We start from the raw sequence: 20,941 nt of genomic DNA, 5'->3' as shown, positions 1-20,941 counted from the left end.
CATCGTCGATAACCTTCGCCGCACTCAGGTTAGTCGAAACGCGCCAACCCGGGCGACCCGTGACAGGCCCCATCCACATCGGACCCGGGCGGGGCCGGTCAACCGCCCTGGACCTGGGCCGCGGCGCCGCCGGTGGAGGGGGTCGCGGTGGGTGCCGCCGGGGTCGAGGCATCGAAGTACGCCATCGCGTCCTGGCGCGACAGCGTCGGGCCGGTCGGCACCAGCGCCAGCAGCGAGGCGGGTACGGCCAGCGGGGTCACGTCGCCGTACCCGAGGGCGCTCTTCGCGTCGCCCCCGGCGGTGCCGAGCGGAAAGCGGATGCCCTGGGCGGTGATCAGGTAGACCGTCGACCCGGCCGCCGGCTTGCCGCTCTCTCCGGCCGTGGCCTGCGCCAGCACGCCCTTGCCGCCGGGCAGCAGCACGTTCTCGGCGGTGCGTACCGCGTCCCGGCCGCCCTGCCGCGACGGCATCGCGGTCGACTGGGTCAGCTCGGCCGGCGGGGAGTCGAAGACCTCAAGCGTGGTGGTCGGCGGCTGGCCGGCCGGGCCGGGCCGGTAGGTGGCGCAGAGCACCGTGCGCCCCGGGCGGACCTCGTGCGGCGTCGGCAGCCGGGCGGGCAGGCCGTCCGGCTCCAGCCGCTGGTCGGTGAGGAGCCGGCCCGCCTCGTCCGGCGTGATCTGCGCCACCTCGCCACCCCGGCCGAGCAGCAGCAGCGCGGTCACCTCCCGGACCGTGGCCAGGCCCTGCCGGGTGAGCACGTAGTACTGGCCGGCCGCCTGGTAGACCTGGCCGATCCGGGCCGGCCGGCCGCCCACCGTGAGCCCGCTCGCGCCGCCGTCCCCGTCGATCGTGGGCTTGCGCAGCACCGGGCCCACCGGTACCGCGTTCAGCAGCTGCTGCCCGACGGTGAGGTTCGTGACGCCGGCCATCTTCAACGCCACCAGCGCCTGGTCGTCGCCGGCGACACGCAGCCGCGAGCCGCCGGTGAGCAGGTAGCGGGCGTCGCCGGTGCGCACCACGACAGCCCGGTCGGTGAGCGCGGTGCCGCCGGGCAGCGTCCGGTCGATCACCAGGTGCGTGGTGGAGCGCTGCGTGTCGTTCGGGTCGGGCACGTCGCACACCGACCAGGGGAGCCCGACCAGGGACTTGCGGTCCGGCAGGTCGTCGGGGGCGCCCACGATGCCGACCAGCCGGCCGCGCGGCCGGTCCTTGATGGACGCCTGGGACATGGTGCGGGGCTTCGCCGCCGCGTCGTTGACGATCAGCCGCGCCGAGGCGTAGTTGAGCGTCGGGCGCAGCACCCGGTCCTCGCCGAAGTAGTACGTCGCGCCGGTCTCCCGCTCGATCACCAGCGTGTTCGGCTCCAGCGGCGCCGAGTTGCTGGTGAGCTGCCCGTACGCGCCCACCCCGCCGAGCACCACGGCGGCCGCGATCACGCTGCCGAACACCGCCATGCCAAGGCGGCGCATCGGCAGGTCGTTGGTCTCCGGGTCGCCCGACAGCAGCGCCGAGACGATGCGGCGGGTGACGAAGCGGTACGCCTGGACCTGATCGCGGCGGGTCCGCATGACTAACCTCCGGCGGGGTGGGTCCAACGACGACAGGGCCGAGCGGCGTCGCGGGCTTCCCTACGATAAGGGGCCACCGGGGGTGCGCCGGACCCCGTCCGCCGCCCGAACGCCGCACCCCGCCGGCGGATGTCCAGGATGTCCAGAAGGGACGCTCACCGATGACGCAGCTGCAGGCGCCACCCGGTCGTACGGCCACCGCCCCCGCCGTACCGGTGGACCGGCCGGTCACCCCGGCCGACAAGCGCCGCCGGGGCCGGCTCGGCCCGGTCGTGGTCGGGCAGCTCGTCGTGGTGGAGTGCGCCGCGCTGGCGGTCTGGTTCGCCACCGCCGGCCCGCCCTGGCTGCTCGGGGTGGTGGGCGGGCTGGCGCTGCTGGCAGTGGTCGCCGCGTTCGCGCGCCGGGGCGGCCGATGGTGGTACGAGGACCTGATGCTCCGCCGCCGGCTGCGCCGCCGCCGCGACCGGGCCCGGGGCGCGACGCCGGGCGGCGACCCCCGGCTGGCCGCGCTCGCCCCGGAACTGACAGTGGTGGAGCTGACCGAGCGCGGCACCCGCCTCGGCATCGGGCAGGACGACCGGGGCTGGTTCGCCGCGCTGGCGCTCACCGGCCGGCCCGGCGCGCCCGCGGGCTCGATCGAGGCCGCCGTGGTGGACCGCGCGCTCGCCGTGCTCGCCGACTTCTCCGGCCCGGTCACCCAGACCCAGGTCGTCTCGCACACGCTGGTCTGGTACCCGGCCCCCGGCGCGCCGCCGTCGGCGTACCGGACCGTGTGGGTGGCGCTGCGACTGTCGGTGGCCGACGCGCGGGCCGAAACGGTGAGCCGCGGCGGCGGCCTGCGCGGCGTGCACCGGACGGTGGCGGCCGGGGTGGGCCGGCTCGGCAAGGCGCTCAACGCCGCCGGTCTCGGCCACCGCGTGCTCGGGCGGGACGAGCTGCACGCGGCGGTGGTGTCCGGCGCCGGGCTCGACCTGGCGCCGGAGGCGCCGGTGGAGACGTGGACCAGCGTGCGCGGGGGCGGCTGGACGCAGCGCTGCCTGGCCCTGCGGGTACGCCCCAACGGCTCGCTCGGCGCGCTCGTGGACGCGGTCACCGCCACCTCGGCGCCGTCGCACACGGTCGCCGCCGTGGTGCTCCCGGGCGGCCGGCGGGTTCCGCCGCTGCTGCGGGTGGCGGCCATGGACGGGCACGCCGAGGCGCTGGTGAAGGCGGTCCGGGACATGGCCGGGCGCGCGGGTGTGCCGGCCCGCCCGCTGGACGGCCAGCACGGTCCCGGCGTCTACGCCACCGCGCCGGTCGGCACCGCGATGGGGACCGTCACGGTCGAAGGTTGACGATCCAGCCGTACATGCCGCACACCCACACGGCGAGCGGCACCAGCGCGATGATCAGCAGGATCTCGACGATGTCCAGGGTCCGGCCCCAGACCGGCGAGATCCGCTTGCCGGCCACGGTCAGGCCGTAGACCAGGCTGATCACGGCCACCACGGCCAGGCCGCCGAGGACCAGCCCGAGCCGGACCGCCAGCGAGCCGGCGGCGAACGTGGCGGCGGCGACCAGTCCCAGGCCGACGGTGCCGGACAGCAGCACCGGCGTGCGCTGCCCGCGGCCGAGGAACGGGCGCGCCCGCAGCAGCGACAGCAGCGCCAGGACCAGGCAGAGCAGTACCGCCGGCAGGCGGCCGTCCTCGGCCAGCACCACCTCGCCGCCGAGCACCAGCAGCGAGACGGTCCAGAGCAGGCCGGTGAGGAAACCGTCGGCGCGCTCGCTGTTGCGCAGCACCGACGGTCCGTCCACCGACTCGGTGTCGGTCTTCAGGTCGTCCGGCCCGGTGGGGATGGACGGCACCGGCAGCCGGGCGAGGCGGTACGCGAGCATCGGCAGCGCCGGCAGCGCGCCGAAGGCGACTGTCGCCACCACTGCCGCCGACGCCGCCGCGCCGATGCCGAAGGCCAGGCTGAGCACCGCGCCGAGCCCGACCGCCGCCCCCACGCCGACCGCGCCGAGGAACAGCGGCAGGCGGTCGCCGACGGCGAGCGCGGCGATCGCGCCGAACACCACCACGGCGGTGCCGGCGAGCAGGACGTGCGGGGCGGCCAGCTCGCCGAGCGTCCGCTCACCGGCGAGCACCAGCAGGCCGCCGACGCCCGCGTAGCCGATCCCGACCAGGGCCAGCACCGCGCCGGTGCGACTGTCTCCGGCCGCCCGGGACAGCACCGCGGCACCGACCAGCAGCGCCACCGCGACCACGAAGGCGGCCGCCGCGCCGGGCAGGTGCGGCGGGCCGGTGAACAGCGCCGCCACCGCGCCGCCGGCAAGCGCGGAGGCGGCCAGGAGGACCGCGAACGCCCGCGTGGTGCCCACCTGCCAGGCGCCCGCCCGCTGGGTGGTGGAGGTGGCGACCGCGTCCACCACGTCGTCGAAGACGATCTCCGGGGCGGTCGCGGCACGGGGGTTGAAGTAGAGCACCTCGCCGTCGCGGACCCCGAGCTGCGCGGCGGTACGGCCACCGTCGAGCGGCTGGCCGCCGAGCCGGGACAGGGCCCAGCCGCCGTGCCGCACACCCTCGTCGGCCAGGTCCTCGCCCGCGTAGCGCAGCAGCGTGGGCAGCAGGTCGGCGAGCGGCACGTCGGACGGCAGCGCCAGATCCATCCTGGTACGTGGCGCCACGATGGTGATCCGGCTCAGCCCACCGGTCGCCGTCTTCGTCGCCACAGTGGCCTCCTCGTTGCTCGCAAACGATCCGCTCGGCCCACGGCGCCGCCCCCACGGGTCCACGACGCCTCCGGGAGATTACCTACGATGGCGGTCGCACAGGTTGCCCACCCGACGCTCACCGGCGGTGGCAGACCACGATCAGGGCCGCTTCTGGGGAGGGGAGAGCCGTGAGTACGGTGGTGTTCCGCCGGCTTCCGCGTCAACCGGGGCCCGCGCTGCCGCGCGGCGAGGTGCTGCTGGAGTCCCCGCCCGAGCTGCCGGAGCCGAAGGCCAAGGGCATGGGGCAGGTGCTGATGATCCTGCCGATGCTCTGCGGTGTCGGCGCGATGGCCTTCCTCTACGCCGGCCGCGGCGGCGGCATGATGACGTACGTCGCGGGTGGCCTGTTCGGTGTGTCCATGTTGGGCATGGCGATCGGCACGCTCGGCAACGGCGGCAACGACAAGGCCGAGCTGAACGCGCAGCGGCGCGACTACATGCGCTACCTGGCGCAGATGCGCAAGCGCACCCGCCGGGCCGCCGAGCAGCAGCGCGCCGCGATGACCTGGCGGCACCCGGAGCCGGACGCGCTCTGGTCGATCGCCGCCTCCCGCCGGCTGTGGGAGCGGCGGATCACCGAGGACGACTTCGGCGAGGTGCGGATCGCGCTCGGCCCGCAGCGGCTGGCGGTGGAGATCGTGCCGCCGGAGACCAAGCCGGTGGAGGACCTGGAGCCGATGAGCGCGATCGCGCTGCGCCGGTTCGTCCGGGCCCACTCCAGCGTGCCGGATCTGCCGACCGCGTTGTCGCTGCGCGCGTTCAGCCGGATCGCGTTGCGCGGCGACCGGGAGGTGGTGCTCGACCTGGCCCGGGCCGCGCTGGGCCAGCTCGTCACGTTCCACGCCCCGGAGGACCTGCTGGTCGTCGTCGTGGCCGCGCCGGACCGGCAACCGGTCTGGGACTGGGTGAAGTGGTTGCCGCACGCCCAGCACCCGGGGCGTACCGACGCGGCGGGCGCGCGCCGGATGGTGTTCGCCGCGCTGGACGAGGCGGAGACCGCGCTGGCCCAGGAACTGGGCGGGCGGCCCCGGTGCGCGCCGGAGGCGAAGCCGCTGACCACCGCGCCGCACGTGGTGGTGGTGCTGGACGGCGGCGAGGTCTCGGCGACCTGCGCGCTGACCGGGCCGGGCCTGCTCGGCACCACAGTGGTCGACCTGTCCGGCACGGTGCCCCGCGACGCCGGGCGCTGGCTGCTCTGCCTGGACGCCGGCGACGGCACCGGCCTGGACCTGGTCCGCGGCACCGCCACGTCCCGGCTCGGCAGCCCGGACCGGCTGTCCCTGTCCGCCGCCGAGGGGCTGGCCCGGCAGATCGCCCCGTTCCGGCTCTCCCAGCAGCAGGGCGCGAGCACCGAGGAGCCGCTGGCCCGCAGCATGGAGCTGCCCGACCTGCTCGGTGTCGGCGACGCGGCCACCGTGGACGTCCGGCAGACCTGGCGGCCGCGCAGCCACCGCGACCGGCTGCGCATCCCGCTCGGCCTGGGCCCGGACGGCAACGTGGTCGAGCTGGACTTCAAGGAGTCCGCGCACGAGGGCATGGGCCCGCACGGCCTGGTGATCGGCGCGACCGGCTCCGGCAAGAGCGAACTGCTGCGTACGGTGGTCGCCGCGCTGGCCGTGACGCACTCCTCGGAGGAGCTGAACTTCGTCCTGGTCGACTTCAAGGGCGGTGCGACGTTCGCCTCCCTGGACGCGCTGCCGCACACCAGCGCGGTGATCACCAACCTCTCGGACGAGCTGCCGCTGGTGGACCGCATGCGGGACGCGCTCGCCGGTGAGATGAACCGCCGGCAGGAGGTGCTGCGGGCGGCCGGCAACTACGTCTCCCGTTACGACTACGAGAAGGCGCGGGCGGCCGGTGAGCCGCTGGAGCCGATGCCGAGCCTGCTGATCATCTGTGACGAGTTCTCCGAGCTGCTGGCGGCCAAGCCGGACTTCATCGACCTGTTCGTGATGATCGGCCGCCTCGGCCGGTCGCTCGGCGTGCACCTGCTGCTCGCCTCGCAGCGGCTGGAGGAGGGCAAGCTGCGCGGCCTGGACACGCACCTGTCGTACCGGATCGGTCTGCGCACGTTCTCGGCGGTGGAGAGCCGGATCGTGCTCGGCGTGCCGGACGCGTACGAGCTGCCCAGCGCGCCGGGTCACGGTTACCTGAAGACCGACACCGCCACGATGCTGCGGTTCCGTGCGGCGTACGTGTCCGGCCCGTACCAGGCGCCGGGGCAGGCGCAGCGCTCCACCCGGGCCCAGGTGCAGCGGCGGATCGTCCCGTACGGCATCGACTACGTACCGGCGCCGGCGCTGCCGAGTCCGGCGGAGGCCACGCCGGAGCCGGAGCAGTCGGGCGACGGCAAGGCGGTGGCCATGCTGGACGTGCTGATCGACCAGCTCAAGGGCCGCGGCAAGCCGGCACACCAGGTCTGGCTGCCGCCGCTGGCCGAGCCGTCCGGGCTGGCCGAGCTGCTGCCGAAGCTGAGCGTGCACCCGACGTACGGCCTGACCACCGCCGACTGGCCGGGCCGCGGCCGGCTCGCCGTGCCGGTCGGCATCGTGGACCGCCCGTACGAGCAGCGCCGCGACCCGATGATGGTCGACCTGGCCGGGGCCGGCGGCAACGTGGTGATCGTCGGCGCGTCGCTGAGCGGCAAGAGCACGATGTTGCGCTCGATGCTGGCCTCGCTGGCGCTCACCCACACGCCGCGCGAGGTGCAGTTCTTCTGCCTCGACTTCGGTGGTGGCGCGCTGCGCAGCCTGGACGGGCTGCCGCACACCTCGGGCGTGGCGGGGCGGCGGGACACCGAGGCGGTCCGGCGGACGGTCGCCGAGGTGGTCGCGGTTATCGACGAGCGGGAGAACCGGTTCACCCAGCACGGCATCGACTCGGTGGCCAGCTACCGGCGCCGCCGCGCGGCCGGTGAGTTCGCCGACGACCCGTTCGGTGACGTCTTCCTCGTGGTGGACGGCTGGAACACGCTGCGCCAGGAGTACGAGGAGCTGGAGCAGACCATCACCAACCTGGCCAACCGGGGCCTCGGCTTCGGCGTCCACGTGGTGATCACGGCGGTGCGCTGGGCGGAGATCCGGATCAACATGCGGGACCTGCTCGGCACCAAGCTGGAGCTGCGGCTCGGTGACCCGTCGGAGTCGGAGATCGACCGGCGGGCCGCGCAGAACGTGCCGGTCGGCGCGCCGGGTCGCGGCCTGACCCGGGACAAGCTGCACTTCCTGACCGCGATCTCGCGGATCGACGGCAAGCGCGACATCGAGGACCTGACCGAGGCGTCGGTGGCGCTGGCCGGGCACGTCGCGGCGAACTGGCCGGGCCGTCCGGCGGCGAAGGTCCGGCTGCTGCCGCGCAAGCTGGCGGTCACCGAGCTGGCGAAGGTGGTCGACCGGTCCGTCCCGGGCATCCCGATCGGCGTCAACGAGTCGGCGCTCGCCCCGGTCCACCTGGACCTGGCGAGCGAGCCGCACCTGACCGTGTTCGGCGACGCCGAGTGCGGCAAGACGAACCTGCTGCGGCTGATCGCCCGGGGGATCGCCGAGCGGTACACCCCGGCCCAGGCGCGGCTGGTCATCGCCGACTACCGGCGCGGCCTGCTCGGCGCGGTCGAGGGGGACCACCTGCTCGACTACGCGCCGTCGAACCAGGTGTTCAGCCAGGGTCTCGGCTCGATCCGCAGCGCGTTGCAGAACCGGCTGCCCGGCCCGGACGTGACCACCGCGCAGCTGCGCGACCGGAGCTGGTGGAAGGGGCCGGACCTCTACATCCTGGTGGACGACTACGACCTGGTCGCCTCCGGCGGCAGCAATCCGCTCAGCGCGCTGCACGAGCTGCTGCCGCAGGCGCGGGACATCGGCCTGCACCTGATCGTCACGCGGCGGGTCGGTGGTGTGGCCCGGGCGCTGTACGAGCCGGTGCTGCAGCGGCTGCGTGAGCTGGACTCGCCGGGACTGCTCATGTCCGGCAGCCGGGAGGAGGGCGCGGTCTTCGGCCACCTGCGGCCGACCCCGCAGCCGCCGGGCCGGGGCACGCTGGTGCGCCGCCGCGACGGCCAGCAGCTGATCCAGACCGCCTGGACGGAACCGGTCTGACGGGACGGACGGCGGGCGTCACTTCCGGTAGCGTCGGCCCGATCGATCGTCGCGATTACGGGGAGAGCCGGAGTTGAGCAGCCCGTCGGGTATCGGTGGAGCCCTGGAGGGCCTGTTGCGGCAGGCGCAGGAGCAGCAGCGGCGGCTGGCCGAGCTCCAGCGGCAGCGTGCGGAGCTGCGGGTCACCGGGCGGGGCCCGGACGGGCTGGTGCGGGTGACCGTCGACGGCGACATGAAGGTCGGCGGCATCGAGCTGAACGCGCGGGCCATGCGGCTGGACAGCTTCTCCCTGGCCGAGTCGATGCAGGCCGCGATCGACGCCGCGTACGCGGCCTTTGAGGAGCGGCAGCGGGAGATGCTGGGCGAGATGCTCGGCGACTCCGAGACGGTCCGCCGGGCGCAGGACGGCACGCTGACCCCGGAGGACTGGTTCCGTCAGTTCGGGGTGGATCTGTCCGACCCGACCCGCAATCTGCGGCGCTGAGCGAGAGGGGACGACGATGCCGAACACCGTCGACGTCGACGCGATCCGGAAGGCGAGCCGGATGCTCGACGCCCCGGACGGGCCGATCCAGTACCTGCGCAACGTCGAGGCGCTGCTGGCCGAGGTCAAGCTGCCCGGCGGCGCGCTGAGCTGGTTCGGCACCGGGGCGGTGGAGCGGCACAACGCGGCCGTGGACGGGCACCTCGACAACGTCCGCACCGGCGCGGAGCATCTGCGCAAGGCCGCCGCGCAGCTCGAACAGAGCGCGCAGAACTGGGAGAAGTCGGATCAGCCCTGGGTGGTCAAGTGACCGGCCGGGCCCGCCAGGGGAAGGACGCCTGATGCCACCGGAGATCCTCATCGCCAACGCCTCGGGGACGGTGACCGGCTCGGTGTCGGTCGCCCAGACCACGGCGCCGGTGCGGTCGGCCGCGGCCATCGCCCGGGGCAACCTGGTCTGGATCGCCGCCTCGGCGGCGCTGATCGGCACCATCCTCTACCTGGAGTCCTTCGACAACCAGCAGGTGAACGAGTCCATCAAGAAGTGGGACGAGGCGGCCCGCCTGCTCGGCGCGGACCAGTTCGGCGCGGCGATGGCGGCGGTCCCGCCGGAGGCGTCGGAGTGGGACTTCGACGACCGGGACGCGTTCGACCAGTTCATGCGCAAGCTCGGCGCGGAGATCAACTCGCTGGCCGAGGCGTTCGCCGCCAACCGGGACACGCTCACCGCGGCCCGGGACGCGTACAACGACGCGGTGTCCGGCCTGGCGCAGGCGCTCATGCCGATCCTGGTCGCGGTGATCGCCTCGATCGCGCTCCAGTTCTTCCCCGCGACCACCGCGCTGGCCCAGGCCATCGGCATCGCCGGCCTGGCCGCCACCGCCGCGATCCTGGTCCTGGTCTTCGGCGAGATCAGCGCGTTGCTGCACGCACTGATGGCCGCGTTCCACACGGACAGCCGGTTCACGTTCACCGCGGACTCCCGGCCCGGCTGGGCGCCCGCCGGCTCCGACCCGGACATCAAGGACATCAAGATCGACTGGGTTCGGGACTCCGCGTTCTACAGGTGACGGGAGCGGGGCATGGACACTCTGATCTTCGTACTGTTCCTGTACGTCCTGCTGACCATTCCGGTCTTCGTGCTCCTGATGCTGTTCGCCGTGCTGACCCGCTCGGCGCGGCTGCGGCGGGCCGCCGAGGTGGTCTCGCTGAGCGCCTGCGCGGCGCTGCTGGTGCTGACGTTCGAGCGCGCGTTCGAGAAGCCGCTGCTGTGGATCGTGGTGGTGCTGCTGGTCGCGGTGCTGGCCTTCGGTGTGTCGACGATCGTCAAAGCCGCACGTGAGCGGCCCTGACCTCGGGACGGACCGTCCAACTCGTACGGACAGCGCCGGATCGCCTTGCCGATTCCGGGCTGTCGGAGTACGTCGATGGGCCGGCAGGGCTGCGCGGGTTGGACATCGTCCGCTACGGTTCGGATGAAGTGTCCGTCGGTGGGGTGTGTTCGCCTTGCCGCGGGGGAGGGCGCGGCGGAACCGCCGCCACAAAAGACGGAAGGGTGTGAAGCATGGCGTTCGAGGTCAGTGCAGCGACTCTGCACACCGCCGCGAGTGACGTGCGGTCCACGCGCAGCGAGGTTGACGGTGAGCTCAAGAAGCTGTGGAACGTGGTCGACGACCTCGCGATGGCCTGGAAGGGCCAGGCGTCCACGGGCTTCCAGAGCCTGATGACTCGCTGGACCGAGGACACGAACAAGCTGCTGACCGCGATGGACAACATCGCGGACCTGCTCGACAAGTCGGGCACCACGCACCAGGTCAACGACGAAGAGCAGCAGCAGATGCTGGACAAGTTCCACGCTGCTCTCAACCCGTGATCCGCGAAGACAGGCAGAGGAGGAATCGATGAGCATCAAGGTTGACTACGCTGTTCTGGAGAGCAGCAACCAGCAGATGCAGGCCATCTCGCGGATCATCGACGAGAAGCTGGACACGCTGCGGGCGATGCTGACCAAGCTCGAGTGGGAGGGCCAGGACCGGGCCGCCTACCAGCAGCACCAGGCCCAGTGGGACGCCGCCGTGCGGGACATCAACAAGGTCCTGAACGAGATCGGCGGCGCGGTGGGCATCGCGCGCGAGAACTACATGACCACGGAGATGAGCAACTCCAAGGTCTGGGGCAGCTGACCCCCGACCGGTCCACGACGGCTCCGCTCCGGCTCGTGCCGGGCGGAGCCGTCGTGTATTCCGGCCCTGTCTCGTGTATTTCCGGCCCGGCCGTGCGGCGCGAGGCGGTCGGTCAGGCGTCCTGCGGGACGTCCCGCCGGCCGGGGCGCCATCCGCGTCGCCGGCCGCGGGTCAGGATCGGCCGCAGCGTCAGCAGGACCCCGGCGAGCAGGCCGCCGACGACGGCGACCCAGATCGCGACGGTGCGCTGCCAGGCCAGCGGATCGGTGGGCGGCGCCGGCGGCGGCATGGCGCCCAGCGGCGGGTCCGTGCGGGTGCCGAGCAGGCTGGTCACCGCCCGGTAGGGGTTGACCATCCCGTAGCCGACGTCGGCGTTGTGCCCGTCGGGCGGGTTGTCGGCGGTGCGGGTCAGCCGGTAGGCGACCTCGTCGGCGCTGATGTCGGGGTGCGCGGCCCGCACCAGCGCGGCGACACCGGAGACGTACGCGGTGGCGAAGCTCGTGCCGCCCTGCGGCTCGGCCCGGTAGCCGGACCCCTGTGGCGCGGGCCCGAGGATGTTCAGCCCGGGGCCGGCGATGTCCACATAGTCCCCGCTGACCGAGCTGCCGACGTGGCCGCCCTGCTCGTCCACACCGGCGACGGCGATGACCCCCGGGTACGCGGCCGGATAGGCCGGCCGGTCCTCCCGGTTCTCCTGCCGGTTGCCGGCGGAGGCGACGACCACCACGTCCTTGCCGAGCGCGTACTGCACCGCCGATTTCAGCTGCGGGTCGTCGAGCGTGACCAGGGACAGGTTGATCACGTCGGCGTCGTTGTCGACCGCCCAGCGGATCGCCTTGCCGATCTCGCCCGGCACGTCCGGGTCGAAGTTCTCCTTGTTCTCGGCCAGCACGCGCAGCGGCAGGATGCGGGCCTCCGGCGCGATGCCGGTGTACGGCGAGCCGGTGCCCTCCCGCCCGGCGATGATGCCGGCCACCATGGTGCCGTGCCCGACCAGGTCACACTGGCCCTGAAGCCGGACGAGCTGGTTGAAGTCCTCGCCGGGGAGCACCCGCCCGCGCAGCAGGGGATGCGACGGTGAGACCCCGGAGTCGATCACGGCGACGGTGATCCCCGCGCCCTTGCCGACCCGCCACGCGGAGGCCGGGTCGAGGCGGCTCAGCGCCCACGGCGTCTCGGTGGGCGCGGGGCCGCCGGTCGGCCCGCACTTCGGGGCGGCCACGGCGGGCGCGGGCACCGCCAGCGCGCCGCCGAGCAGAGCGGCTGCCGCCGCTGCCGAGAGGACGGTCCGGATCGGGTGTCCGGCCCGGGCGCGCCCTTTTGTCGCGCCCGGCCGCAAGCTGTCGCGCACGCGGTGAGATTACCGTCGCGCCGGCCCGCGCGGGCGCACGTGGTCGCGGGAACCGGTCACCGGTCGGCGGTGACGTCCCCGGCCGGCTCGGCGGCGAAGAGGGCCAGCAGGGCGCCGACCTGCTGGTCGGCCTCCGCCGGGTGCCGGAAGCGTCCCTTCGGGTTGATCGTGTACTCGTTGCGCCGCCCCACGCGGGTGCGCCGCAGGTATCCCCCGGCTTCCAGGTCGGCGACGATGGCCTGGGCCGCGTGCTCGGTGACGCCCACCTCGTCGGCCACGTCCCGCAGCCGCGCCGTGGGGTTGCGCGCGATCGCCAGCAGCACATGTCCGTGATTGGTGAGGAAGGTCCAGTTGCGGCGGCTCCCGTCCTCACCTGGTGTCGTCGCCATGGTGGCCATGCTATGGCCATCGACGCTGCCGACCCGAATCGGACGCGGGCAGGCACGGGAAAGTATGAAATGCGTATCACGAATCTTGACGTGCCCCTGACGCCGTGTGACCGTGAAGTCGCGAGGCCGTCCGGCCTGGTCGTTCCGCAGGTAGACGAGGTGAGGCAGATGACGCCGAGAAGCCCGGAGCAGGCGCTCGCGTAGCTGCGTGCCGGCAACCACCGGTTCGTCACCGGTGTGCCGCAGCATCCGAATCAGGACGCCGGGCACCGGGCGGCGGTGGCCGACGGCCAGCACCCCTTCGCGGTGATCGTCGGCTGCTCCGACTCGCGGCTCGCCGCGGAGATCATCTTCGATCGGGGTCTCGGTGACCTCTTCGTGGTGCGTACCGCCGGGCACACCGCCGGGCCCGAGGTGCTCGGCAGCGTCGAGTACGCGGTCACCGTGCTGGGCACGCCGCTCGTGGTGGTGCTCGGGCACGACTCCTGCGGCGCGGTCCAGGCCGCCCGGGAGGGGGTCCGGACCGGCGCCGCTCCGGCCGGGCACCTGGGAGCGGTGGTGGACGCGGTCTCGCCCAGCCTGCTGCGCGCCGCCCGGCAGGGCATCGACGACCTCGACGGCATCATCGACGTCCACATCGCGCAGACCGTGGAGACGCTGCTGGCCCGGTCCTCCGTGCTGGCCGAGCGGGTCGCGGCGGGCCGGTGCACGGTGGCGGGGATGTCGTACCGGCTCTCCGGCGGCGAGGTGCGGACCGTGGCGCAGGTCCCGGCGTCACTGCCCGCTCCCTCGTCGCCGGCGGACGCGGACGCGGCGCTGGCCGGCTGACCGGAGCGCCGGACGACGAAGGGGCCGCCCACGGGGGCGGCCCCTTCTTGCTGCGTCCAGGTCAGAGCATCGACATGTGGACGTGGTCGGTGTGGTTCGACGGCCCGCTGTACGACCTCCAGCCGGTGGCCGGGAACCAGATCTGCCGGTTCCAGATCACGTAGTAGATGCCCAGCCGGTCGGCGTTGCGGATGAGGAAGGCGGCCACGTCGTTGCCGTACTTGCGGGTGTCGTTGTTGTGCCAGGGTGAGAAGCCGCTGTTCTGCAGCGACCAGTCGCACGCCTTGCCCTTGGGGTGCTCCCACGGCCCGCCCGGCCGGTAACAGCCCACGAAGCGCGTGTAGCCGGCGCGCCGGACCTCCTTGTAGGCGTGCAGTGTCCGCGGCGTGATGCAGCCCGAGGTGGTCGGGTCGTTCTCGCTGCACGACTCGGCCTTCCAGCCGCCGTCGGCGGTGCGGCCGGGGCCGATCTTGGCGACCGGTGAGGTGGCGTCGACCAGGCCGCCGGTGAAGCCGAGGCCGCCGACGAGCTTGAGGGCGCGTTCGGCCTGCACCTTCTCGCGCTCCATCGCGTTCTTCTGCTTCTCCTGCTCGCGCACCTCGGCGTCGAGCGCGATCTTGGCCGTCTCGGCGCGGTTCTTGACCGCGTTGATGGCGGCCAGGCGCTGCGCGTTGAGGAGGTTCAGCTCGTCCAGGGCGTTGACGCGGCGGACGAACGAGTCGGGCGAGTTGCTCTCCAGCAGCATCGCCATCGCGCCCATCCGGCCGGTCCGGTAGGACTGGGCGGCGAGCTGGTTGACCTGCGGGCTGAGCGCCTCGAGTTCGGCCTGTGCCGCCTGTACCTCGGCGGCCAGCCGCCGCTGGCGGTCCTGCGACTTGGCCAGCTTCGCCTTCGCCTGGAGGAAGTTCCGGTTGGCGCTGTCGATCGCCTCGGTGATGAGCGGTGGTTCGCCGTCCTCCTCGTGCCCGGACGGCTTCGGGGCCGCCGCGGCGGGGGCCGCCGTCGCCGAGTTCGGCCCGGCCAGCACTGCCAGCGAGGCCAGCACGGCCACCAGGGGTGTCAGCCAGCGGCGCAGGGGTGGCGTCACAGTGTTCCCTTCCGTCGGCCGCCGACCGGGTTAGCTGACGGGTTCGGGACGGAAGTGGCCCCTACCGCTCGCGCGGATTCACCCCATGTACCTGGTTCCCCGGCTCGCCCGCAGGCGATTGGGCGGCGGCACCGCTGGCGCCGGTGCGCGCCTTCGGCGGTGACCGGCAGCGAGGTTACCCGACAGCACTCCTGCGGATCTACGTCCGGAAGCCGACCAATAGCGAGATTTCGCCGTGGCGCACCGTGACCAGCGTCGCGTTTGAAATCGATGGTCACCGTGCGGAGTGTCACCATGTCGCCTCCGTACTCTTTCCGCCGCCGAGCGCCTCCAGCGCGTCGTCGCGTCCGGCTGGCGGACGGGGCGGCGGGGGTACGGGCGACGCCGGCTCCGGACCGGGCGCGCGCCGTCCGGCGGTGGTCACGATCGCGGCCAGTGCGGTCGTCAGCGGTACGGCGGCGATCAGGCCGAGCGTGGCCACCGCGCTGCGGACGATCTCCTGGGCGAGGAACTCGCTGGTGAGGATCTGGCTCACCGGGCGGGAGTCGGCGACCAGCAGGAGCAGCAGTGGCAGCGACGCGCCCGCGTACGCCAGCACGATGGTGTTGACGGTGGACGCGATGTGGGCCCGGCCGACGCGGGTCGCCGCCCGGTAGAGCTGCCGCCGGGACAGCCCCGGGTTGGCGTGCGCGAGTTCGGTGACGGTGGCCGCCTGGGTGACGGTGACGTCGTCCAGCACGCCCAGCGAGCCGATGATGATGCCCGCCAGCAGCAGTCCGTGCAGGTCCACGTCGCCCTGGAACATGGACAGCGTGGTGGCGTCCTCGCTGCCGAAGCCGGTCAGGTGGGTGGCGGACGTGGCGAGCAGGCCGAGCCCGCCGGTGATCACCAGGCTGCCGAGCGTGCCGAGCACCGCCACCGACGTCTGCGCGGTGATCCCGTGCGTCAGGTAGAGCACCACGAACATGATCAACGCGGCGCCCACGATCGCCACCAGCAGCGGCGGCTGGCCGCCACCGATGCCGGGCAGCACGAAGCCGAGCAGGATGGCGAAGCTGGCCGCCAGGCCGCCGAGCGCGGCGAGCCCGCGCCAGCGGCCGAACGCCACGATCGCGGCGGCGAAGAGCACCAGCAGCCAGATCAGCGGTGTGCCGCGCTGGTGCTCGGCGATGTTGTAGGACTTCACCGAAGGGTCGGCCGGGTCGATCAGCTCGACCAGGACGATCTTGTCGCCGACCTCGACCCGGGGCGCGCCCGGTCCGGCCGGGAGCGGCGTCTCGACCTGCCGTCCCGCGTCCGGGCCCTGCTCGGCGGCGACGGTCGCGGTGCCGCAGGGGCCGCCCGCGCCCTCCGGGGCCTCCGGCGTCGGCGGGCAGGGTTCGGTGACCACCCGGGTCACGGTGCCGTGGTAGCGGGGGACGTCCGCGCCGCCGACCGGCTCCCGGTCCTGCCGGGGCCAGAGCACCAGCGCGGCGATCACGGTGAGCGCGAACAGCGGCACCACCACGGCGACGAGCAGCCGCCGTACGCCCGGTGGCGTGGGCGGTGCGGGGCGGGTGTGGTCGGCACCCAAGGCGTCTCTCCCAACGGTCGCGGCGACGCCTGGTCCGCCGGACCGGTCTGGTCACCGGGCCGGCGCGGACGTGTCGACCACGTCCGGGTCGTCGCCCCGACATGGTAGGCAGCCCGGCTGGGTGCTCCCGGACACCGTGACCGGTGACGCGCGCCCCGCGCGGGTCAGGCCAGTCCGGCCCGGCGTCGCCGGTACTCGTCCTCGTCGATCTCGCCGCGGGCGTACCGCTCGTCGAGGATGCGCCGGGCCGCCGTCGGCCCGGACCGCTGCGGGCCGGTCCACTGCACGGCCAGCCAGAGGAGCCCTGCCAGCACCGCCAGCACCGCCAGGGACCAGATCCACATCCAGCCCATCATCGGGCTCTGCCACATCATCGGGCCGCCCTCCGTCCGTCACCGCGGGTCCGCCGGGGCCGGCCTGCCCGCCACTTCGACGGTACGGCCGCACGGGCGCGTCGGCGCGGGTCGATGTGCCCTGCTCGGAGGGGCGGAGGTCCCGTTCAGCCGCGCTTCATCAGGCGGCCGACGGCGGCCATCATCTCGGTCGCCATCTCGTCGGCCCGGCCCTCGGCGGCGCCCTCGTGCATGCAGTGCCGCGCGTGCCCGTCGAGCAGGCCGAGGCCGACCTTGTCCAGCGCCGCCTGGATGGCCGAGATCTGGGTCAGCACGTCGATGCAGTAACGGTCGTCCTCGACCATCTTCTCGATGCCACGGACCTGACCCTCGATCCGGCGGAGCCGGGCGAGGAGCTGGTCCTTGCTGGCGGTGTAGCCCCGGGTCGGGCTGGACGGAGCGGTCATGAGAACGAGGATAGCGTACCCCTCGGGGGTATGCTAACGTTCCGGCTGTACCCCCAGGGGGTATGAGATCGGAGGGCGACATGGAGAGCACCTACCAGGTGAGCGGCATGACCTGCGGCCACTGCGTCAACTCGGTGAGCACCGAGCTGAGCGCGCTTCCGGGCGTCACCGGCGTCCAGGTCGACCTGGCCACCGGCCGGGTCACCGTCACCAGTCAGAACCCGCTGGACACGGACGCCGTCCGCGCGGCGGTCGACGAGGCCGGCTACGACCTCGTCGGTGCGTGACGGGTCCACGGGACCCGCAGAACCGAGGAGAAACCATGAACACGGCGACGAAGCTCAGCGGCTTCGCGCTCGGCCTCGTGGCGGTCTTCGGCGCGGCGTACGGGATCGGCAACCTGGCCGATCCCGTCGCCCCGGCCGCCGAGACCCGCCACGACGACAGCGGCAGCGACCACGGGACCGGCGACACCGGTCACGGTGACCAGAACGGCGCCGACGCGATCCTGCCCGGCGGGCTGCTCGTCTCCGAAGGCGGCTACACGCTCCAGCCCGCCACCGCGCCGGCCGGGCAGTTCGCCTTCCGGATCACCGGCCCGGACGGCACGCCGGTCACCCGCTTCGAGGTGGCCCACGACAAGCGCATGCACCTGATCGTCGCGCGCCGGGACCTGTCCGGCTTCCGGCACGTCCACCCGGAGATGGCCGGCGACGGCACCTGGCGGGTCGCCTCCCCGCTCGACGGCCCCGGGGTGTGGCGGGCGTTCGCCGACTTCACGCCCGAAGGCGGCGAGCCGCTGACCCTCGGCCTGGACGTCACGGTCCCCGGCGAACTGGCCGCCCGGCCGCTGCCGGCGCCGGTGACCAGCACCACCGTCGACGGCTACACAGTCATGCTGACCGGCACGCCGGAGCCGGGCCGGACCAGCCGGCTCACGCTCTCCGTCAGCCGCGACGGGCGACCGGTCACCGACCTTCAGCCCTACCTCGGCGCGTACGGGCACCTGGTGGCGCTGCGGCAGGGCGACCTGGCGTACCTGCACGTGCACCCGGAGGGCACACCCGGCGACGGGCGCACCCCCGCCGGTCCGGCGATCACGTTCGCCGCCGAGGTGCCCTCGGCCGGGGCGTACCGTCTCTACCTGGACTTCCGGCACGGCGACGCGGTGCACACCGCCGAATTCACCGTCCTGGCCGGCGACCCGACCGCGCCGGTATCCACCACCGCACCGACCCCGGACGCCGGACACGGCACGCCGGGGCACGGGCACAGTTGAGCGCCGGAGGTGCCGCGATGACTGCCACGGGAAAGACGCTGCCCACCGCGCCGAACCTGATCGAACTGGCGATCGGCGGGATGACCTGCGCGTCCTGTGCCGCCCGGATCGAGAAGAAGCTCAACCGGATGGACGGCGTCGAGGCGACAGTGAACTACGCCACCGAGAAGGCCAGCGTCCGGTACGCCGACGACATCGCGCCGGCCGACCTGATCGCCACCGTCGAGAAGACCGGTTACACCGCCGTGGTGCCGCCCCCGCCCGAGCAGGCGGCCGCAGCGGCCGGGGAGCCGGGCCAGGAGCTGCGCGTCGCGCGTACCCGGCTCTGGGTCTCCGCCGTGCTCACGCTGCCGGTGATCGTGCTCGCCATGGTCCCGGCCTGGCAGTTCGACTACTGGCAGTGGGCCTCGCTCACGCTGGCCGCCCCCGTGGTGGTCTGGGGCGGGCTGCCGTTCCACCGCGCCGCGCTGGTCAACCTGCGGCACGGCGCGGCGACCATGGACACGCTCGTCTCGCTGGGCACGCTCGCCGCGTTCGGCTGGTCGCTCTGGGCGCTGTTCCTCGGCGACGCCGGCATGCCCGGGATGAAGCACCCGTTCAGCCTCGACATCACCCGGGGCGACGGCGCCGGCAACATCTACCTGGAGGCCGCCGCCGGGGTGACGGTGTTCATCCTGGCCGGGCGGTACTTCGAGGCCCGCTCCAAGCGCACCGCCGGGGCGGCGCTGCGCGCCCTGCTCGAACTCGGGGCCAAGGACGTCGCGGTGCTGCGCGGCGGCCAGGAGGTCCGGGTCCCGGTCGACCGGCTCGCGGTCGGCGACCGGTTCGTGGTCCGGCCCGGCGAGAAGATCGCCACCGACGGCGTGGTCGAGGAGGGCACCTCGGCCGTCGACGCCAGCATGCTCACCGGCGAGTCGGTGCCGGTCGAGGTGGGGACGGGCGACACCGTGACCGGCGCGACCGTGAACGCCGGTGGCCGGCTGGTCGTCCGGGCCACCCGGGTCGGCGGCGACACCCAGCTCGCCCAGATGGCACGGCTCGTGGAGCAGGCGCAGACCGGCAAGGCGGCCGTGCAGCGGCTCGCCGACCGGATCTCCGGCGTCTTCGTGCCGATCGTGATCGCGCTGGCCGCCGGCACGCTCGGCTGGTGGCTCGGCACCGGCTCCGGTACGACCGCCGCGTTCACCGCCGCGGTGGCCGTGCTGATCATCGCCTGCCCGTGCGCGCTCGGCCTGGCCACGCCGACCGCGCTGCTCGTCGGCACCGGACGCGGCGCGCAGCTCGGGGTGCTGATCAAGGGGCCGGAGATGCTGGAGTCCACCCGCCGGGTCGACACCGTGGTGCTGGACAAGACCGGCACCGTCACCACCGGCCGGATGGCGCTGGCCGAGGTGCTGCCCGCCGACGGCGAGGACGCCGACGAACTGCTCCGGGTGGCCGGCGCGCTGGAGGCCGCCTCCGAGCACCCGATCGCGCGGGCCGTCGCCGAGGCCGCGGCCGAAGCCGGACCGCTGCCGCCGGTCGGCGGGTTCGCCAACGCCGAAGGGCTGGGCGTGACCGGCACCGTGGACGGCCGGACCGTGGTGGTCGGCCGGGCACGGCTGCTGCGCGAGCGGGGTCTCGACGTACCCGAGGAGATCGCGCGGGCCGCGACCGGCGCGGAGGCCGCCGGCCGGACGGCGATCCTGGCCGGCTGGGACGGGCGGGCCCGGGGCGTGCTCGCGGTGGCCGACGCGGTGAAGCCGACCAGCCGGACGGCCGTCGCGCGGCTGCGCGAACTGGGGCTCACCCCGGTGCTGCTCACCGGCGACAACGCCACGGTGGCGAAGGCGGTGGCCGCCGAGGTCGGCATCGACGAGGTGATCGCGGAGGTGCTGCCCGCCGAGAAGGTCGCGGTGATCGAGCGGCTGCAGGGCGAGGGCCGGGTGGTCGCGATGGTCGGCGACGGGGTCAACGACGCCGCCGCGCTGGCCCGGGCCGACCTCGGGCTGGCCATGGGCACCGGCACCGACGCGGCCATCGAGGCCGCCGACCTGACGCTGGTCCGGGGTGACCTGACCGCCGCCGCGGACGCCATCCGGCTCTCCCGGCGCACGCTGGCGATCATCAAGGGAAACCTGTTCTGGGCGTTCGCCTACAACGTCGCGGCGTTGCCGCTGGCGGCCGCCGGGCTGCTCAACCCGATGCTCGCCGGGGCGGCGATGGCCTTCTCGTCGGTCTTCGTGGTGGGCAACAGCCTGCGGCTGCGGCGCTTCCGCCCGATCGGGTGAGGGGATTGGGCGGGCGGTCGACGGGGTAACCAGTTGTCGTCAGGCAATCGCATCAGTGGAGGTCATCATGGGTCTCGACGACAAGATCGACAACACGTCGCAGGACGTCTCCGGCAAGGTCAAGGAGGGCGTCGGCCGCGCCACGGACAACGAGCGCCTGGAGGCCGAGGGCCGCAACGACCAGGCCGGCGCCAAGCTCAAGCAGGCCGCCGAGAAGATCAAGGACGCCTTCAAGAGCTGACGTACGCGACGCACACCCACCGGGTCGGCCCACGGGCC

General features: G+C 73.6%; 21 protein-coding genes and 1 riboswitch. Of the genes, 13 read left to right on the top strand and 8 right to left on the bottom strand.

Annotated features, from left to right (window positions below; genetic code table 11):
* Window positions 1-98: 98 nt before the first annotated feature.
* Window positions 99-1,568 (bottom strand): type VII secretion protein EccB, encoded by a 1,470-nt coding sequence (gene eccB, locus BAW75_RS30965; protein ID WP_104115877.1) that lies wholly within the window; start codon window positions 1,566-1,568, stop codon window positions 99-101.
* A 161-nt stretch (window positions 1,569-1,729) separates the two neighbouring features.
* On the opposite strand from eccB, the gene BAW75_RS30960 reads away from it, so the two are divergent.
* Window positions 1,730-2,902, top strand: coding sequence for a type VII secretion protein EccE (locus tag BAW75_RS30960; RefSeq protein WP_064448609.1), 1,173 nt, complete (start codon window positions 1,730-1,732; stop codon window positions 2,900-2,902).
* On the opposite strand, the gene eccD is transcribed toward BAW75_RS30960, so the two are convergent.
* Entirely contained in the window at window positions 2,886-4,283 is a 1,398-nt protein-coding gene (gene eccD, locus BAW75_RS30955; RefSeq protein WP_064448608.1) for a type VII secretion integral membrane protein EccD, read from the bottom strand. The two genes, BAW75_RS30960 and eccD, sit on opposite strands and share 17 nt — an antisense overlap.
* 170 nt (window positions 4,284-4,453) lie before the next feature.
* Here eccD and eccCa point away from each other — a divergent pair, with 170 nt between their 5' ends.
* The 7 genes from eccCa (at window position 4,454) to BAW75_RS30920 (ending at window position 11,086) form a co-directional block, all read left to right on the top strand.
* The gene (gene eccCa / locus BAW75_RS30950) at window positions 4,454-8,419 is read left to right on the top strand and encodes a type VII secretion protein EccCa (RefSeq protein ID WP_104115876.1); all 3,966 of its coding nucleotides are present in this window, start codon (window positions 4,454-4,456) and stop codon (window positions 8,417-8,419) included.
* Between the two features lie 73 nt (window positions 8,420-8,492).
* A complete protein-coding gene (locus BAW75_RS30945) occupies window positions 8,493-8,903 on the top strand; it encodes a YbaB/EbfC family nucleoid-associated protein (protein ID WP_104115875.1) in 411 nt (136 codons plus the stop codon).
* Between the two features lie 16 nt (window positions 8,904-8,919).
* Entirely contained in the window at window positions 8,920-9,213 is a 294-nt protein-coding gene (locus BAW75_RS30940; protein WP_043327083.1) for a hypothetical protein, read from the top strand.
* A gap of 31 nt (window positions 9,214-9,244) precedes the next feature.
* The gene (locus BAW75_RS30935) at window positions 9,245-9,973 is read left to right on the top strand and encodes a hypothetical protein (protein WP_043327081.1); all 729 of its coding nucleotides are present in this window, start codon (window positions 9,245-9,247) and stop codon (window positions 9,971-9,973) included.
* A gap of 12 nt (window positions 9,974-9,985) precedes the next feature.
* Window positions 9,986-10,255, top strand: coding sequence for a hypothetical protein (locus BAW75_RS30930; protein ID WP_043327079.1), 270 nt, complete (start codon window positions 9,986-9,988; stop codon window positions 10,253-10,255).
* 212 nt (window positions 10,256-10,467) lie between these two features.
* A complete protein-coding gene (locus BAW75_RS30925; RefSeq protein WP_043327078.1) occupies window positions 10,468-10,776 on the top strand; it encodes a WXG100 family type VII secretion target in 309 nt (102 codons plus the stop codon).
* Window positions 10,777-10,804: 28 nt separating this feature from the next.
* Window positions 10,805-11,086, top strand: a complete 282-nt coding sequence (locus BAW75_RS30920) for a WXG100 family type VII secretion target (RefSeq protein WP_043327076.1) — start codon at window positions 10,805-10,807, stop codon at window positions 11,084-11,086.
* 112 nt (window positions 11,087-11,198) lie between these two features.
* On the opposite strand, the gene mycP is transcribed toward BAW75_RS30920, so the two are convergent.
* A complete protein-coding gene (gene mycP, locus BAW75_RS30915; RefSeq protein ID WP_233607771.1) occupies window positions 11,199-12,437 on the bottom strand; it encodes a type VII secretion-associated serine protease mycosin in 1,239 nt (412 codons plus the stop codon).
* A gap of 56 nt (window positions 12,438-12,493) precedes the next feature.
* Entirely contained in the window at window positions 12,494-12,835 is a 342-nt protein-coding gene (locus BAW75_RS30910; protein WP_104115874.1) for a helix-turn-helix transcriptional regulator, read from the bottom strand.
* Between the two features lie 195 nt (window positions 12,836-13,030).
* Between BAW75_RS30910 and BAW75_RS30905 the strand changes: the two genes are divergently transcribed.
* A complete protein-coding gene (locus BAW75_RS30905) occupies window positions 13,031-13,654 on the top strand; it encodes a carbonic anhydrase (protein ID WP_244206328.1) in 624 nt (207 codons plus the stop codon).
* A 61-nt stretch (window positions 13,655-13,715) separates the two neighbouring features.
* On the opposite strand, the gene BAW75_RS30900 is transcribed toward BAW75_RS30905, so the two are convergent.
* From BAW75_RS30900 to BAW75_RS30885, 4 genes are all read right to left on the bottom strand, one after another.
* On the bottom strand, window positions 13,716-14,741 hold the full coding sequence (locus BAW75_RS30900) for a coiled-coil domain-containing protein (RefSeq protein ID WP_043327069.1): 1,026 nt from the start codon (window positions 14,739-14,741) through the stop codon (window positions 13,716-13,718).
* Window positions 14,742-14,745: 4 nt separating this feature from the next.
* Window positions 14,746-14,876: riboswitch (cyclic di-AMP (ydaO/yuaA leader) on the bottom strand.
* Window positions 14,877-15,030: 154 nt separating this feature from the next.
* Complete coding sequence (locus tag BAW75_RS30895) at window positions 15,031-16,314, bottom strand: YibE/F family protein (RefSeq protein WP_104115873.1); 1,284 nt, start codon at window positions 16,312-16,314, stop codon at window positions 15,031-15,033.
* Between the two features lie 164 nt (window positions 16,315-16,478).
* Window positions 16,479-16,688 carry an SHOCT domain-containing protein gene (locus tag BAW75_RS30890; RefSeq protein WP_104115872.1) on the bottom strand — a complete coding sequence of 70 codons (210 nt, stop codon included), beginning with the start codon at window positions 16,686-16,688 and terminating at the stop codon, window positions 16,479-16,481.
* Window positions 16,689-16,813: 125 nt separating this feature from the next.
* On the bottom strand, window positions 16,814-17,113 hold the full coding sequence (locus BAW75_RS30885; RefSeq protein ID WP_013283780.1) for a metal-sensitive transcriptional regulator: 300 nt from the start codon (window positions 17,111-17,113) through the stop codon (window positions 16,814-16,816).
* An 80-nt stretch (window positions 17,114-17,193) separates the two neighbouring features.
* Between BAW75_RS30885 and BAW75_RS30880 the strand changes: the two genes are divergently transcribed.
* The 4 genes from BAW75_RS30880 to BAW75_RS30865 all read left to right on the top strand — a co-directional run bounded on the left by BAW75_RS30880 (window position 17,194) and on the right by BAW75_RS30865 (window position 20,903).
* On the top strand, window positions 17,194-17,400 hold the full coding sequence (locus tag BAW75_RS30880) for a heavy-metal-associated domain-containing protein (protein ID WP_064448625.1): 207 nt from the start codon (window positions 17,194-17,196) through the stop codon (window positions 17,398-17,400).
* A 35-nt stretch (window positions 17,401-17,435) separates the two neighbouring features.
* Window positions 17,436-18,392: a hypothetical protein gene (locus BAW75_RS30875; protein ID WP_104115871.1), complete on the top strand. Its 957-nt coding sequence runs from the start codon at window positions 17,436-17,438 to the stop codon at window positions 18,390-18,392.
* Between the two features lie 17 nt (window positions 18,393-18,409).
* On the top strand, window positions 18,410-20,662 hold the full coding sequence (locus tag BAW75_RS30870) for a heavy metal translocating P-type ATPase (RefSeq protein ID WP_104115870.1): 2,253 nt from the start codon (window positions 18,410-18,412) through the stop codon (window positions 20,660-20,662).
* A 67-nt stretch (window positions 20,663-20,729) separates the two neighbouring features.
* Complete coding sequence (locus BAW75_RS30865; protein ID WP_043330702.1) at window positions 20,730-20,903, top strand: CsbD family protein; 174 nt, start codon at window positions 20,730-20,732, stop codon at window positions 20,901-20,903.
* Window positions 20,904-20,941: the final 38 nt, after the last annotated feature.

Source organism: Micromonospora chalcea, from assembly GCF_002926165.1.
In the GTDB taxonomy this organism is placed as follows: Bacteria; Actinomycetota; Actinomycetes; order Mycobacteriales; family Micromonosporaceae; genus Micromonospora; species Micromonospora chalcea.
This window is presented reverse-complemented; position numbering and strand designations above follow the sequence as displayed.

Coding starts and splice junctions, on each gene's coding strand:
- BAW75_RS30870 (WP_104115870.1), top strand. CDS start 18,410: ATGACTGCCACGGGAAAGACGCTGCCCACCGCGCCGAACCTGATCGAA.
- eccB (WP_104115877.1), bottom strand. CDS start 1,568: ATGCGGACCCGCCGCGATCAGGTCCAGGCGTACCGCTTCGTCACCCGC.
- BAW75_RS30920 (WP_043327076.1), top strand. CDS start 10,805: ATGAGCATCAAGGTTGACTACGCTGTTCTGGAGAGCAGCAACCAGCAG.
- BAW75_RS30935 (WP_043327081.1), top strand. CDS start 9,245: ATGCCACCGGAGATCCTCATCGCCAACGCCTCGGGGACGGTGACCGGC.
- BAW75_RS30880 (WP_064448625.1), top strand. CDS start 17,194: ATGGAGAGCACCTACCAGGTGAGCGGCATGACCTGCGGCCACTGCGTC.
- BAW75_RS30940 (WP_043327083.1), top strand. CDS start 8,920: ATGCCGAACACCGTCGACGTCGACGCGATCCGGAAGGCGAGCCGGATG.
- BAW75_RS30910 (WP_104115874.1), bottom strand. CDS start 12,835: ATGGCCACCATGGCGACGACACCAGGTGAGGACGGGAGCCGCCGCAAC.
- BAW75_RS30930 (WP_043327079.1), top strand. CDS start 9,986: ATGGACACTCTGATCTTCGTACTGTTCCTGTACGTCCTGCTGACCATT.
- BAW75_RS30925 (WP_043327078.1), top strand. CDS start 10,468: ATGGCGTTCGAGGTCAGTGCAGCGACTCTGCACACCGCCGCGAGTGAC.
- BAW75_RS30875 (WP_104115871.1), top strand. CDS start 17,436: ATGAACACGGCGACGAAGCTCAGCGGCTTCGCGCTCGGCCTCGTGGCG.
- BAW75_RS30960 (WP_064448609.1), top strand. CDS start 1,730: ATGACGCAGCTGCAGGCGCCACCCGGTCGTACGGCCACCGCCCCCGCC.
- BAW75_RS30885 (WP_013283780.1), bottom strand. CDS start 17,113: ATGACCGCTCCGTCCAGCCCGACCCGGGGCTACACCGCCAGCAAGGAC.
- BAW75_RS30865 (WP_043330702.1), top strand. CDS start 20,730: ATGGGTCTCGACGACAAGATCGACAACACGTCGCAGGACGTCTCCGGC.
- BAW75_RS30890 (WP_104115872.1), bottom strand. CDS start 16,688: ATGATGTGGCAGAGCCCGATGATGGGCTGGATGTGGATCTGGTCCCTG.